Origin of the sequence: Streptomyces sp. CBMA123 (assembly GCF_014596465.1) — a bacterium.
GTDB lineage: Bacteria > Actinomycetota > Actinomycetes > Streptomycetales > Streptomycetaceae > Kitasatospora.
In genome coordinates this window covers 1-12,972 of the sequence record NZ_MECK01000151.1, presented here as the reverse complement: position 1 = coordinate 12,972, position 12,972 = coordinate 1, and the positions used below count along the sequence as shown (strand labels likewise).

The window sequence follows — 12,972 nt, the reverse complement described above, 5'->3', positions numbered from 1 at the left end:
CCTGGGTCTGGGTGGCGCCGTCCTGCGCCGGCCCGGCGTCGGCGGCGGCGACCTGGGCGAGGCCGAGGCCCGACACCTGAGAGCCGGTCAGCGCGGCCAGCGCGGCGAGTGCCGCCGCCGTTCCCGTGACCCGCTTGCCGAGTCGCACCTTCCGCCCGTCGTTGGCACTGCCGAACCTCGCCGCCATCTGATGCCCCTCCCCATCGCCGTCCGGACCCTCCCGGAACGGTTGAACCCTCGTCATCGTGCCCGCCCGCCGGTGGGCGGCACCCGCCGCCGGTGACGATTAGTATCACGACGATCTGACAGGGACAGGATGGACGGAAGGCGTCCCGGAGCCCATCGAGGCGTTAACGCCGCACCTCAGCCGGGGTGCGGCGGGCCCGAAGCCTCGCCCAGGCGTCTGCCGCCAGCGCCATCTCGGCCACCACGGCAGGGAGTTGGCCGCGAGCTTGACTCCAGGTGTCGGGGCGCCACGGCGGTCGGACGGGCGGTTCGAAGCGCGGGGGTGGTGCGTGGGCGTCGTTGCGGGCTCCCCGGCGGCGCCCGCGGTACACCCGGCTGACCTGCCCGGATGTTCGTCGAAGGGTCGGGCTGTTCCTAGCAGGGCGGGCGGGCCGGCGCCAGGGGGCGTCCCCAACTCGGCCCTGGACGGATGACGTTCAGGTGAAAGTGAGCATGCCAGGAAACCCGGTCCGGCATGCTGTGCCGCGTGACCATGTGGATGGAGGCCGAAGCCGTGAGCGCGAACCTGCCGGAGACCGTCGCCGAGGGGGCGGTGGTCCTGCCGGCGCCCCCTCGAGTGGTGGACGACCTGGCCCGGGACCTGACCCAGGCCGCCGCCGCCGTCCGGGCGGTGTCGCGGTGCGGCCGCACCACCGGCGGGGATGTCGCCGTCGCCGCCTACACCGCCGTGGTGTGCACCGGGCGTTCGGCCGCCCGCGCTCTGGAGGAGGCTGCCGCCTGGTGTCGGCAGGCCCCCGAGGCCGAGGTGCACTCGCTCGCCTGGGCGCGGGTGCCCGGGCACCGGCACGACGTCTTCGAGTACCGCGTCACCATGGCCGTCAGCTTCCCCGACGGCGAGACCGGTGAGCACCTCGGAGACACCCATCATTCGTGCCGCTGACATCGTATGATCGCCCCCATGGGTGATCGGGGTACGAACGAGACGTCCGGCGGAGATGCCGACGCCAACGCCGACGGCAACGCCAACGCCAACGAGACTGCGGGAGAAGCCGCTTCGGCGCCGGGCGGTGAGGACGCCGGCGCCGGCCCGCGCGAGCTGTCGCGGGCCGCCGCCATCGGTGCCACGGTGGTCTGCATCGTCAGCGGCTGCGTGGCGATGCTGGCCGTGCTCCACTGGCTGGGCTGGACCGTCCCGGGCATCGGCTGGATCGTCGCCAAGGCCGGGATCAAGCTGTCCGTGGGCGGCTTCGCAGTGCTGGCCGTCGCCGCCGACCACCTGCGCGGCAAGCTCCGGGCGAAGCCCCGTAGTTGACCGGCCGGGGACTCAACCGGCCGGTGGGGCCGGACAGGTGAGGTCGTGCTCGGGCGCCCGGCCGTCCAGCAGGTAGCGCTCGACGGTGTCCGTGACGCAGGGGTCGGACCCCGGGTACTGGCCGTGGTCGCCGTTGCCGGTGACGGTCACCAGCCTCGAGCCGCGCAGCGCGCGGTGGGCGCCGACCGCCGACTCGTAGTACGTCGCCGGGTCGTGCAGCGAGTTGAGCATCAGCACCGGCGGCAGGTGGGCGCCGGTCACCTTCACCTTGGGGGCCGGGTCCGTCGGCCAGGCCGCGCAGACCGCGCCGAAGGCCAGTAGGCGGGCGCCGGCCAGCGGGTAGCGGGCGGTGTCCTCCTTGCCGCGCTCGATCCATGTGTCCACGTCCTTGGTCCACGGGGTGTCGCCGCACGTCACCGAGAAGAACTCGGCGAGGAACTCCGGGCCGAGGTACTGGCCGAACACCCGGCGGGCCGTCTGCTTGGCTGCCGGGTCGGCACCCTGCCAGTCGTCCAGGGCGGTCAGCGAACTCGCCAGCAGCGGGAAGGCCTTCTCGCGGTAGACGGCGCTGATCGTGCCGTTGTCCAGCTGGTTCGGGCCGAGCGTCAACGACCCGTCGGTGATGGGCCGGTCGTGCAGGGCGGCGCGCCGCTGCTCCCAGTGCGCCTTGACCTCCTCCGGAGTCGATCCCCAGTGGTAGGTGGAGTCCCGGGCGGCCATCCAGGGCAGGAAGTCCTCCTCGAACCGGCGCTGGAAGCTCATCGGCTGGCCCAGCTCGTACTGCTCCCACGTGCCCTCGAAGCCGATGTTGCTGTCCAGCACCATCCGCTCGACCCGGTGCGGGAAGAGCGTCCCGTAGTAGGCGCCGATCATGGTGGCGTAGGAGGCGCCGTAGTAGCTGATCCGCTTCTCGCCGAGCAGCGAGCGGTAGAGGTCCATGTCGTGGACGGTCTGCTCGGTGGTCAGGTAGGGCAGCAGGTCGCCGCTGTGCTCCTGGCAGTCGGCGACCAGCTTGCGGGAGTTGGCGATGACCTTGTCGATCGCCGCGGGCGACTGGTCGCGGAAGTCCCCGGCCAGGAACTCCTGGAAGTCCTCCGGGGTCTGGCACTGGACGCGGGTGCTGCCTCCGACGCCGCGCTGGTCGAAGCTGGCGATGTCGTACGCGGCGGCCACCGCGGGGGCGCCCTGGAGGAGGTCCATCGGCCGCAGCAGGCCCTGCGCGCCCGGACCGCCCGCCGTCTCCATCAGCGTGCCCTTGCGGTGCGCCTGGTCGGTGGCGCGGTGCCGGGAGACGGCGATGGACAGGTCGGGTCCGGCGCCGGGGTGGTGCCAGTCGCGCGGGACGGCCATGGTGGCGCAGTCGAGCGCCGGCTGCTCCGCGCAGGGCTGCCAGTCGAGCGTCTGCTGGGTGTAGCGGGCGGGCGCGCGCTCGGCGTCGCCGGGGTTGCGCCCCGCGTCAGCGTTCGCCGTGGCGGGCAGGGCGAGGCCGGCGAGGACGGCGGTGGCGACGACGACGGCCGCGCGGCGGGTGCGGGATGCGGTGGTGTTCACGGGAACGATCGTGTCCGACACGGCATCTGACGGTCCATGGGGCAGGACACCGTCTTCGGGGTGGTGCTGGATACACCCCGGAGCGGGGGGTATCCAGCACCACGGGTCCTCAGGGTTCAGTAGGCGGCGGTGAAGCGGGCGCGCCGGTGCACGGGCTGCTCGGCCTCGTCGAGCAGCACGACGGCGAGGTCCTCCATCGATATCGCCGAGTTGCCCTCGGCGTCGAGGAGCAGCTCGTCCCGGCCGAGCCGGAAGCGGCCGGTGCGCACCCCGGGTTCGAGCAGGGCGGCCGGGCTGAGGTACGTCCAGTCGACCTGCTCGTCCGCGCGGTAGAGGTCCAGCTGCGCACTGCAGGCCAGCGCGATCGGCCGGATCTCGGCGGGGAAGCCGGGGGACTCCACCAGGATCGTGCCGTCGGTGCCCGGGACGGTCAGGCTGCCCGCGCCGCCGACGGCGAGCAGCCGCACGCCGGTGCCGGCCAGGCCCGCCAGCAGGCCCCGGGTGGTGGCGGCCAGTTCGTGCTCGCGGCCGGGGGCGGGCCGGGTGGCGGTGATCACCAGGTCCTGGCCGGCGGCGAGCCGGGCGACGTCCCCGGGGGTGCTCGCGTCGCCGACGGCGAGGGTGACGGTCGACGGCAGGCCGTGCGGCTTGGCCGGGTCCCTGGTGACGGCGGTGACGTCGTGGCCTCGGGAGAGCGCCTCGGTCACGACCCGCCGGCCGACGTTGCCGGTGGCGCCGAACACGGTGATACGCATGAAGGTTTCTCCTTGGATCCTTTGAACGGGACGGCGGTGGTGCGATGAGCCGGCGTGGGGGCAGTGGGGGCAGTGGGGTTGGCGGGGGCGGGGGCTGTGGGTTCAGGCGTTCTCGCGTAGCGGGCCCGGCCGGACTTCCCGCCCAGGGCCCGGTGCCGCGGGCGCCGCTGCCGCGGGCCCGGGCCGCCGGATCTGGGCGACGATCAGCGAGCCGAGCACCACCACGGCGCCGAGCGCCTGCAGCGGGCTGAGGTCCTGTCCGAGCGCGAGCCAGCCGACCAGCGTGGCGACCACCGGGCTGAGCAGGGAGAGGAAGGACAGCGAGGTGGGCGGCAGCGCGCGCAGCCCGCGGAACCAGACGGCGTAGGTGAGGGCCGCGCCGATCAGGCAGAGGTAGGCGTAGCCGAGCACGTTGTCGGCCGTGTAGTGGGTGGGCGGGGCGCCCTCGCTCAGCAGGGTCACCGGCACCAGCAGCAGCCCGCCGGCGGTGAGTTGCCAGCCGGTGGTGGCGAGCAGCGGCGCGGGGGAGACCCAGCGCTTGGAGAGCACGACGCCGAAGGCCATCACCACCGCCCCGCCGAGCGCGGCGGCCACCCCGATCGCGTCCGGTCGGGCGTCGGCGCGCAGTACCAGCAGGCTGACGCCCGCCACGCCGGCGATGCCGGAGAGCACGGTGCGCAGGGTGAGCCGGTCGCCGAGCAGCCCGGCCGAGAGCCCGGCGGTGATCAGGGGCTGGACGGCGCCGACGGTGGCCGCGATGCCGCCGGGGAGGCGGTAGGCGGCGATGAACAGCAGGGCCTGGAAGGCGCCGATGTTGAGCGCGCCGAGGACGAGCGCGCGCCACCACCAGCCGCCCTTGGGCAGGGTGCGGGTGAGGGCGATCAGCAGCAGCCCGGCAGGCAGGCAGCGGATGACGGCGGCGAGGAGCGGACGGTGGGGCGGGAGCAGCTCGGTGGTGACGGCGTAGGTCGTCCCCCAGACGGCGGGGGCGAGGGCCGTCACCAGCACGACGGCGAGTCGATTGCTTAGCACTAAGTCAATGTATCTCAGCGCTAAGGCATTATTCGGCGGATTCCACCCGTGACGTGGCTCACAGTTACCTCATCGCTAAGGAATTCTGTCGGCATCGCCTACCCTGAACCCGTGGCAGATCATCTCGACCGCGTCGTCGCGCAATGGGGCGCCGAGCGCCCCGACCTGGACGTCTCCCCGATGGAGGTGTTCGGCCGGCTCAAGCGGCTCTACCGCCTGGTGGACGCCGAACTCAACCGCACCTTCGCCGAGCACGGCCTGGACGCCCCCTCCTTCGACGTCCTGGCCACCCTCAAACGCAGCGGCCCGCCCTACCGCCTCACCCCCACCGGCCTGATGCAGTCCGCCATGGTCACCTCCGGCGCGATCACCCAGCGCCTCGACCGCCTGGAGGCCCGGGGTCTGGTCACCCGCACCCGCAGCGACCAGGACCGCCGCAGCCGCGACGTCGAACTCACCCCCGAGGGCCACGCCCTGATCGACCGCGCCCTGCCCGACCACATCGCCGGCGAACACCGCATGCTGGCCGGCCTCGACGAGACCCGGAAGGCCGCCCTCGTCGACGGCATGCGCGCCCTGCTCGCCGACCTCGGCGACGACACCTCCGGCTGACCCGCCCGCACCGGTAAACCGCTTGCCGCCCCCGGCGGTCCTCCCCTTGGATGGCGGTCATGGATGACCCGATCTGGCACGCGCTCACCGTCGAGGTCCGGCGCGCGGTGGACGCGTACCTCGCCGTCGGGCGCCACGTCCACGCGATCAAGGCGATCCGCGACGCCTCACCGGAACCGGCGCCCGGCATCCGGGCCTGCAACGACCTGATCGCGGACCGGATGGCGGAACTCGGACTGCTACCGAACGGCCCGGTGCCCGGGAAGGCGTGAGCCGCGGCCGGCCTCCGGGGTGACCAGGGGGTTCACCGCCACCGCCTTGAAGAAGGTGTAGTGGAGCGTCCCGCCCGGCTCGGCCGTGCGGCGCAGCTCGGCGATGCCGCGGTCGAACTCCGCCGCAGTGGTCAGTCCGGCGGCCAGGGCGTCCGCCCGGACGGCCTCGACCATCGCGACGAAGGTCCGCCGGGTGAAGCCGTCCACCAGGGCCGGGCGGCTGCCGTCGGCGTAGACCGTACGGGGGCGGACCGTCACGTCCGCGAAGCCGGCCGCCGTCAGTAGCGGGTGGAGCCGGCGGCCCAGGAGGGCGTCCCCGCCCGCGTCGGCTTGGAGTCGGACCAGGTGGTCGACGGTGCGGCGGGCCGCCGGGGTCTCCGGGTGGAAGAAGGCGGAGCCGTGGTCGCCCTCGATCACGGTGATCGTGCCGCCCGGCCGCAGTACCCGGCGCAGCGCGGCCAGCCCGGCGGCCGGATCGGGCAGGTGCTCCAGCACGAAGCACAGGAAGACGTGGTCGAACGCGCCGTCCGGGAACGGCAGTCGATGCAGGTCGCCGTGGTGCCAGGTGACCTGCGCGGTCGGGGCCAGCGCGGTGATCCGGGCCCGGGCCCGGGCCAGTGACTCCGCCGAGACGTCCGCCGCCGTCAGCAGCACGCCCGGGCTGGCGGCCAGCAGGTGTGCGGTCTGCGCACCCACCCCGCAGCCGGCCTCCAGCACCCGGCTGCCGGCCGGGTAGGCGGTGCCCGTGTGCAACAGTTCGGCGAGGGTGCCGGCCTGGTCGCCGAGGCGCTGGGCCTCGGCGTCGGAGTAGCCGTGGACGTAGGGACCGTGGCTGGAGGGGCCGTGGATGTCGGGGGCGGCGGGCAGCCGGCTGGTTCTGGTGGTCATGGCTCAACCCTCCCGCCAGTATGGACCGGTGAACAGGTCCAAAGACACCGGGGCTGAGAGGTCCAAAGAGACCGGTGCCGACTTCCTCCAGCTCGACGCCGCCGAGGCCCCGCCCGGCGGTCTCACCGACTGGCTGACCGCCCGGCTGCGCGAGGCCGTCGCGGACGGCCGCCTGCCGACCGGCAGCCGGGTGCCCGCCAGCCGGGTGCTCGCGGCCGAACTCGGGGTCTCCCGGGGCGTGGTGACCGACGCCTACCGGCGGCTCGCCGAGGCGGGGCAGCTCGCCGGGCGGGGCCGGGGCGGCACGGTCGTCGTCGCCCTGACGCCACCCGCGCGGCAGGCCGTTCCTCGGCCGGAGCCGAAGGCCGCCCCAGCGCCCGCACTGTTCCGGGACGACCCGGACGCCGAGGTGTTCGACCACCTGCGCGCCACCCCCGCCCGGATCGACCTCACCCCCGGCGTGCCCGACCTCGCCGCCTTCCCCCGCGCCGCCTGGCTGCGGGCCGAACGGGCCGTCCTGGACGGCCTCGCCGCCCCCGACCTCGGCTACGGCGACGTCCGCGGCACCCCCGCGCTGCGGCAGGCCGTCGCCCACTGGCTGGCCCGCAACCGGGGCATCCGCGCGGATCCGGACGAGGTGCTGGTGGTCGCCGGGACGGCCCAGGCGCTGGCCCTGCTCGGTCGGGCCCTCGGCCGGGCGGGCATCACCGAGGTCGCCGTCGAGGACCCGGGCTCGCTCGGCGCCCGCCAGCACCTCGCCCACTGGCTCGCCGCCACCCCGCCCGTGCCGGTCGACGCCGAGGGCATCCGGGTCGACGCGCTGCGCGCCACCCGTGCCCCGGCCGTGCTGCTCACCCCCGCCCACCAGTACCCGACCGGGGTCGTCCTCGGCGGCGAACGGCGCCGTGAACTCCTGTGCTGGGCGGGCGAAGGCGGGCTGGTCATCGAGGACGACTACGACGCCGAACACCGCTACGACCGCCCGCCCGTCCCCGCGCTGCGGGCCGAACTGCCCGACCGGGTCTGCTACGCGGGCAGCATCTCCAAGCTGCTCGCCCCCGCCCTGCGCACCGGCTGGCTGCTGGTGCCCCGGCCGCTGCGCGGCGCCGTCCTCGACGCCAAGCGCTTCGCCGACCTCGGCAACCCGGTACTGCCCCAGCTGGTGCTGGCCCGGCTGATGGAGTCCGGCGAACTCGACCGCCACCTAAGGCTGTTGCGCGGTCGACACCGCCGCCGCCGGGACGCCATGATCACCGCCATCCGCACCCAGCTGCCCACCGCCACGGTGCACGGCGCCGCCGCCGGGCTGCACCTCATGCTCACCCTCCCAGAGGAACTCGGCGCCACCGACACCGAGTTGGCCACCGCCGCCCTGGCCCGCGGGGTGAAGGTCCAGCCGCTGTCCTGGCACGCCCGGCTGCCGTATCCGCCCGGGCTGGTGCTCGGCTACGCGGCGCTCTCGCCCGGCGCGATCGCCGAAGGGATCGCCACACTGGGGGAGTTGGTGCGGCGCGCGGGTGTCAGCCGTCCCCGTCGCGGCGACGGCCCGGCCCCGGGATGACGAGGAACTCGGTGACCGGGCCGACCGGCCGGACGCTCGCGCCGTGGCCAGCCCAGGCCGGGTAGCAGCCGCCGCCCCAGCCGGTGCGGAAGGCGAGCAGGCCGGCGCCGGAGGCGGGGTCGGTGACCAGGACCGGGCCGAGGCCGGTCGGATCCCGGGCGAAGGCCCGCTCCGGCAGTTCGCCGTCGTCACCCCCCGGCAGGGCGGACAGCATGCGGCTCCGGCGCCTGCTGCTCCACGCCCCCGGTGGTTCGGGTCCCTGGTGGTTCATGCCCCCGGCGGTTCAGGGCTCGGCGGTTCAGGGCCCGGCGGTTCGGGCCTCCGGCCGCCACCACGGGTCGGCCTCGGCCCGGGCCAGCTCGGCCTCGTACGCGGCGGCCTCGAAGGTGTACTCCATCGGGCGGGTCGCGCCGTCGGGCAGTTCCCAGTCGGACCAGAGCACGACCTCGCCGATCCGCTGCACGACGGCGGAGAGGTAGCCGCAGCAGCCGCCGTCGCATTCGGGCTCGCCCAGGTTCACCCGGCGCGGCTCACCCGTCGCCCGCAGCTCGCTCGCGCCCGCGACCGGGAACTGGGCGAAGGGCGACCGGCCGCGGCCGTCGGAGCCGACCGACCCCTCGATGACGTCCTCGCCGTTGACCAGGAACCGCACCAGCGGCCAGCGGTCGTCGGGTTGCGGCAGCACGAGTTCCAGGCGATCGAACATGGGGGCACTCTAAGTGCTCGGAGCCGGTGCGGTCGTGGGGATTCACGGGCTGCCGGACGGCGGGTTCCTGGGTACGCTGGCGAACCGTACGCCGTTGCCGACCCTGGAGGCACCGATGGCCCCGTTACGGCGCGTAGCCCAGATGACGACGGTGCTGGTGGTGTTGGCGGCCGCGCTCGGTCCGGCTCCGGCCGGGTCGGTGACGCGCGGTAGCGAACTCCCCGGCGAGAGGACCCTGACGATGGCCGGCGAGCGGATGACCGGCGAGCAGCAGGGGGACTCCCGTCAGCTGGCCGGGCGCCGCATCGTGCTCTCCTACCCGGGCCCGACCCCGGCGCCGGAGGTGCTGCGGGCGATCCGGGAGGGCCGGGCCGCCGGGGTGATCCTGTTCGGCGAGAACGTCACCAGCCCGGAGCAACTTGCCGAGGCCGTGGGCCAGTTGAAGCAGGCGGCCGCCGAGGCCGCGCACCCGCGCCCGCTGCTGCTGATGACCGACCAGGAGGGGGGCAAGGTTCGCCGCCTGCCCGGCGCGCCCGAACTCTCCGCCCGCCGCACCGGATCGGCCCCGAACCCGCTCATCGCCGCCGTGGACTCCGGCACCGGCGCCGCCGGCACGCTCGCCGACGCCGGGCTGAACGTCAACCTCGCCCCGGTGCTCGACGTCTACGACACCCCGGGCAACTTCATCGACCGCTTCGAACGCTCCTACGGACAGGACCCCACCCGGGTCGGCGAGTTGGGCAGCGCCTTCCTGGCCACCCAGCAGAGCCTGGGGGTGGCGGCCACCGCCAAGCACTTCCCCGGCCTCGGCGCCGCGGCCCACGACGAGAACACCGATGCCCGCCCCGTCACCCTCCCCGTCCCGCTGGACCGGCTGCGCACCCGCGACGAGGCCCCGTACCGGGCCGCCATCGCGGCGGGCGTGCGCCTGGTGATGGCCTCCTGGGCGGTCTACCCGGCCCTGGACCCGGACCGCCCGGCGGGGATGTCGCCCACCGTGATCCAGGGCGAACTCCGCGACCGCCTCGGCTTCGACGGCGTCACCGTCACCGACGCCCTGGAGGCGGACGCCCTCACCCCGTACGGCCCCGCCGGCCGCCGCGCCGTCGTCGCCGCGGCGGCCGGCATGGACCTCATCCTGTGCTCCGCCCGCGACCCCCGGCAGGGCGAGGACGCCACCACCGCCCTGGCGGCCGCCCTCGACTCCGGCGACCTCGACCGCGCCGCCTTCGCGGCGGCCGTCGACCGGGTGGACGCGCTGCGGGAGAGCCTGGGCTGACGGCTGACGGCTGACGGCTGACGGCTGACGGCTGACGGCTGACGGGCGGGCGACGGGCGACGGGCGGCGGGCGGGCGACGGGGACTGCTTCGAGCGGGTCTACGCCCGCCACTGCGCCTCCCGGCCGTCGCGGCCGGAGCCCGATCCCGGCGAGGACTTCGACGTCGAGGGCCGGGCGGAGACGCGCCGGCGCCTGCCGCGCCTGGCGGCGCTGTTCCTCGGTCCGGCTGTCGGGTAGGGCGGTTCATCCCTGGTTCAACCGGGCGATACCCGGGGAGGTGCGGGGATTCGCCCGGCCGGACGGGAATGCGCCATCGTAGGCGTGCTTTCGGTCGGAGGCGATGGTTCGAAGGGAAAATGGCAATCCAGGGTTGGAATCACATGGCAGAGTCGTGGTCGCGGCACAGATGAAATGTCATATGTGCCATAGCGAAGTGCTGTATTCCGATTCCTCACACTCTCCGAAGGAGAAGCCATGAACCGCATCGCCAGGATCGCCGCGGGTACGGCCGGTGCCGTCGCACTGCTGAGCGCGCCGGTGCCGGCGCTCGCCGCCGACCAGGCGTCCGCCACCGTCACCACCTGCGGCTGGTCGGGCCTGCAGGCCGGACTGTCCACCAGGGTCTGCGCGGACGTCACCGGTAACAGCGTCGTGCTGTACGGGCAGATCGGGCTGGCCGGGCCGCCCTCGCCGGGGACGCCGTGGCCGCCGGCGCCGCAGGACCTGATCACCGGGCTGTCGGCCGAGGTGGCCGGGGTCGGCTCGCTCGGTGCGGTGGCCGGGCGTGCCGTGTTCCAGGTCAGTACGGTCCGGGTGGCCGGGATCAGCACCACCGCGCCGTGCGGGTCGGTCGTGCACGCCTCCTTCTCGGTGGAGGGGAGCTTGCGCGGACCGTCCCCGGTCACCGTGGATGTGCCTGTAGCCTGCTGATGGTTCGTCATCCAGACTGCCGGGCCCGGGAGTTGGCAGCGTCCCGGGCTCGGCCTTTCGTCGTCCCGGTTCGGCCGGCGCTGTGGGCGTGGTCACCTTCCGCTGTGACGACTTGAAGAAATCTTCATCTGTCGCGATGATGCGTACCGGCCGCGGTACGGACTCCGCCCGGCCGTACGACCACCGAGCGGATCCGAGGGAGGCAACGGGCGATGCCGGTCCCGCTGTACCAGGCCAAGGCGGAGTTCTTCCGCACTCTCGGCCACCCGGTTCGGATCCGGGTCCTGGAACTGCTCCAGGACGGCCCCCGGCCGGTGCGCGAGCTGCTGGCGGAGATCGAGGTCGAGCCGTCCAACCTCTCCCAGCAGCTCGCGGTGCTGCGCCGCACCCAGCTGGTCACGGCCACCCGCGAGGGCAACACGGTGGTGTACGCGCTCAGCACCCCGGACGTCGCCGAGCTGCTGCGCGCGGCGCGCCGGATCCTGACCGAGTTGATCACCGACCAGGGCGCGCTGCTCACCGAGCTGCGCACCGCCGGCGGCCGGTCGCCCCGCTGAGCCCGCAGCCCGCAGCGTCCGACCCCGAGGAGAGCACCACCGTGAGCGACCACGCCGCCAGCGCCGACCACGCCGCCAGCGCCGACCACGCCACCAGCGCCGGCAGTCCGGTGAACGGCGACAGCACGAGCGACGAGAAGCGCCGCCGCAGGGCGATGCTGATCCGGGCGGGCATCTACATCTTCGCCACGCACCTGTTCGCGGGCTTCGTCCTGCTGCTGTTCGCGCTCGGTGGCCGCAAGTAGCCCGGCCGTCCGTGACGGGCGTTACCGGCCCCCGCCGCCCGGCACCAGGTAGCGGTCGCTGGTGCTGGTCCAGACCTGGACGCCGGTGACCAGCTCCCGGGTGCCGTCCAGGTACCAGCGTCCCGCCGGGTGGCGGCGGCCCAGCTCGCGGCGCAGCTCCTCGTTCTCCCGGCGCAGCCGGCTGACCCGGGCGCGGACCGCGCGGACGGCCCGGCTGCGGGTGCAGCCGCGGACCCGTTGCAGGGTGAGGACGGTGTTGAAGGCGGCGGCGCTCTGCCGTTCCTCCCGCTCCAGCGAGTAGAGGTCGTTGATCAGCGTCGCGGCGTCGGCGGTGTTGGCGCGCAGGCGGTGCAGCGCGGGCTCCGCGTGCAGGGCGGCGGGGGCGTCGGCGCCGTGGACCCGTTCCAGTATGTTCATGAACGGGTAGAGGCAGCTGCCGTGGCGGCGCAGCCGCATGGTGTCCGCCAGGCCGAGGCCCAGGGCGGGGACGGTGCCGCGGGCGCGGTGCTCGGCCTCGGCAGGGAAGGTGGCCAGGCAGGCGCGCCACTCGTGGGCCGCCCGGGCGCGCCAGGCGGGGGAGGCCGAGTCGCTCTGCCGGCCCCACAGTTCCCGCCAGGCGGTGAGGAGTTGGCCGTCCGGGGGGGTGGGGCGGACGTCGCCGTCGAGGGCCGAGATCAGTGGGTCGACCAGTGCGTGGGCCTCGGCGGGCCGGCGCCCGGGCGGGCCGTCGAAGCGGTCGTCCAGGACGGTGAACCAGCCCAGCATGTCCACCAGCAGGTCCAGTTCGGTGCCCCGGGCGCGTGGGAAGGCGTGGCCGATCAACTCGTGCAGCGCGTAGGCCCGGTAGCCGGGCAGTTCGGTCGGGGCGAGCAGGCCGTGGCGGACCGCCCAGTCGGCGTGCCGGTCGGCGGCGGCGCGCAGTTCGGCGGTTGGTCGCGTGGGCGGTACGGGGGCGGGGGTGTCCGGCCGGGCCGCGGTGCCGGTGAACGGACAGCCCGCGGGGCGCGTCCGCTCCGGCGCGGTGGGTCCGGCGTCCGTCGTGGGTTCGGCGTCCGTCGCGGGCCCGGCGTGCGCGGTGGGCGCGG

General features: G+C 74.5%; 17 protein-coding genes. 9 read left to right on the top strand and 8 right to left on the bottom strand.

The genetic code is table 11. The features are described 5' to 3' along the window. On the bottom strand, positions 1–187 hold a 187-nt coding region (locus BG452_RS18605), incomplete at its 3' end, for a hypothetical protein (RefSeq protein ID WP_188305451.1). Positions 188–712: 525 nt separating this feature from the next. Here BG452_RS18605 and BG452_RS18600 point away from each other — a divergent pair. Further along, a complete protein-coding gene (locus BG452_RS18600; protein ID WP_188305450.1) occupies positions 713–1,126 on the top strand; it encodes a hypothetical protein in 414 nt (137 codons plus the stop codon). 18 nt (positions 1,127–1,144) lie between these two features. Then, positions 1,145–1,498: a hypothetical protein gene (locus BG452_RS18595; RefSeq protein WP_188305449.1), complete on the top strand. Its 354-nt coding sequence runs from the start codon at positions 1,145–1,147 to the stop codon at positions 1,496–1,498. Positions 1,499–1,510: 12 nt separating this feature from the next. Here BG452_RS18595 and BG452_RS18590 read toward each other — a convergent pair whose 3' ends face one another. From BG452_RS18590 to BG452_RS18580, 3 genes are all read right to left on the bottom strand, one after another. Further along, positions 1,511–3,049 carry an alpha/beta hydrolase gene (locus tag BG452_RS18590; RefSeq protein WP_317621115.1) on the bottom strand — a complete coding sequence of 513 codons (1,539 nt, stop codon included), beginning with the start codon at positions 3,047–3,049 and terminating at the stop codon, positions 1,511–1,513. Between the two features lie 116 nt (positions 3,050–3,165). Then, positions 3,166–3,804, bottom strand: coding sequence for an NAD(P)-dependent oxidoreductase (locus BG452_RS18585; protein WP_188305448.1), 639 nt, complete (start codon positions 3,802–3,804; stop codon positions 3,166–3,168). 102 nt (positions 3,805–3,906) lie between these two features. After that, positions 3,907–4,836: an EamA family transporter gene (locus BG452_RS18580; RefSeq protein ID WP_188305447.1), complete on the bottom strand. Its 930-nt coding sequence runs from the start codon at positions 4,834–4,836 to the stop codon at positions 3,907–3,909. Positions 4,837–4,947: 111 nt separating this feature from the next. Between BG452_RS18580 and BG452_RS18575 the strand changes: the two genes are divergently transcribed. Then, on the top strand, positions 4,948–5,448 hold the full coding sequence (locus BG452_RS18575; RefSeq protein WP_188305446.1) for a MarR family winged helix-turn-helix transcriptional regulator: 501 nt from the start codon (positions 4,948–4,950) through the stop codon (positions 5,446–5,448). Between the two features lie 59 nt (positions 5,449–5,507). After that, on the top strand, positions 5,508–5,720 hold the full coding sequence (locus BG452_RS18570; RefSeq protein ID WP_188305445.1) for a hypothetical protein: 213 nt from the start codon (positions 5,508–5,510) through the stop codon (positions 5,718–5,720). Here the strand turns inward: BG452_RS18570 and BG452_RS18565 are convergent. Next, positions 5,688–6,608 (bottom strand): methyltransferase domain-containing protein, encoded by a 921-nt coding sequence (locus BG452_RS18565; protein WP_188305444.1) that lies wholly within the window; start codon positions 6,606–6,608, stop codon positions 5,688–5,690. The two genes, BG452_RS18570 and BG452_RS18565, sit on opposite strands and share 33 nt — an antisense overlap. Here BG452_RS18565 and BG452_RS18560 point away from each other — a divergent pair. Continuing rightward, a complete protein-coding gene (locus BG452_RS18560) occupies positions 6,607–8,169 on the top strand; it encodes a PLP-dependent aminotransferase family protein (RefSeq protein WP_188305443.1) in 1,563 nt (520 codons plus the stop codon). The genes BG452_RS18565 and BG452_RS18560 overlap by 2 nt on opposite strands. On the opposite strand, the gene BG452_RS18555 is transcribed toward BG452_RS18560, so the two are convergent. Beyond that, positions 8,129–8,383, bottom strand: coding sequence for a hypothetical protein (locus BG452_RS18555; RefSeq protein ID WP_188305442.1), 255 nt, complete (start codon positions 8,381–8,383; stop codon positions 8,129–8,131). The genes BG452_RS18560 and BG452_RS18555 overlap by 41 nt on opposite strands. Positions 8,384–8,467: 84 nt before the next feature. After that, positions 8,468–8,875: a hypothetical protein gene (locus BG452_RS18550; RefSeq protein ID WP_188305441.1), complete on the bottom strand. Its 408-nt coding sequence runs from the start codon at positions 8,873–8,875 to the stop codon at positions 8,468–8,470. Positions 8,876–9,017: 142 nt separating this feature from the next. Between BG452_RS18550 and BG452_RS18545 the strand changes: the two genes are divergently transcribed. The 4 genes from BG452_RS18545 (at position 9,018) to BG452_RS18530 (ending at position 11,887) form a co-directional block, all read left to right on the top strand. Continuing rightward, positions 9,018–10,154 (top strand): glycoside hydrolase family 3 N-terminal domain-containing protein, encoded by a 1,137-nt coding sequence (locus BG452_RS18545; RefSeq protein ID WP_188305440.1) that lies wholly within the window; start codon positions 9,018–9,020, stop codon positions 10,152–10,154. A gap of 475 nt (positions 10,155–10,629) precedes the next feature. Beyond that, a complete protein-coding gene (locus BG452_RS18540) occupies positions 10,630–11,085 on the top strand; it encodes a hypothetical protein (protein WP_188305439.1) in 456 nt (151 codons plus the stop codon). A gap of 212 nt (positions 11,086–11,297) precedes the next feature. After that, positions 11,298–11,642, top strand: coding sequence for an ArsR/SmtB family transcription factor (locus BG452_RS18535; RefSeq protein WP_188305438.1), 345 nt, complete (start codon positions 11,298–11,300; stop codon positions 11,640–11,642). A gap of 41 nt (positions 11,643–11,683) precedes the next feature. Beyond that, positions 11,684–11,887 (top strand): DUF6126 family protein, encoded by a 204-nt coding sequence (locus BG452_RS18530; RefSeq protein ID WP_188305453.1) that lies wholly within the window; start codon positions 11,684–11,686, stop codon positions 11,885–11,887. Positions 11,888–11,908: 21 nt separating this feature from the next. On the opposite strand, the gene BG452_RS47140 is transcribed toward BG452_RS18530, so the two are convergent. Further along, positions 11,909–12,972 (bottom strand): terpene synthase family protein (locus BG452_RS47140; RefSeq protein WP_188305437.1); only part of this gene is annotated, 1,064 nt, incomplete at its 5' end.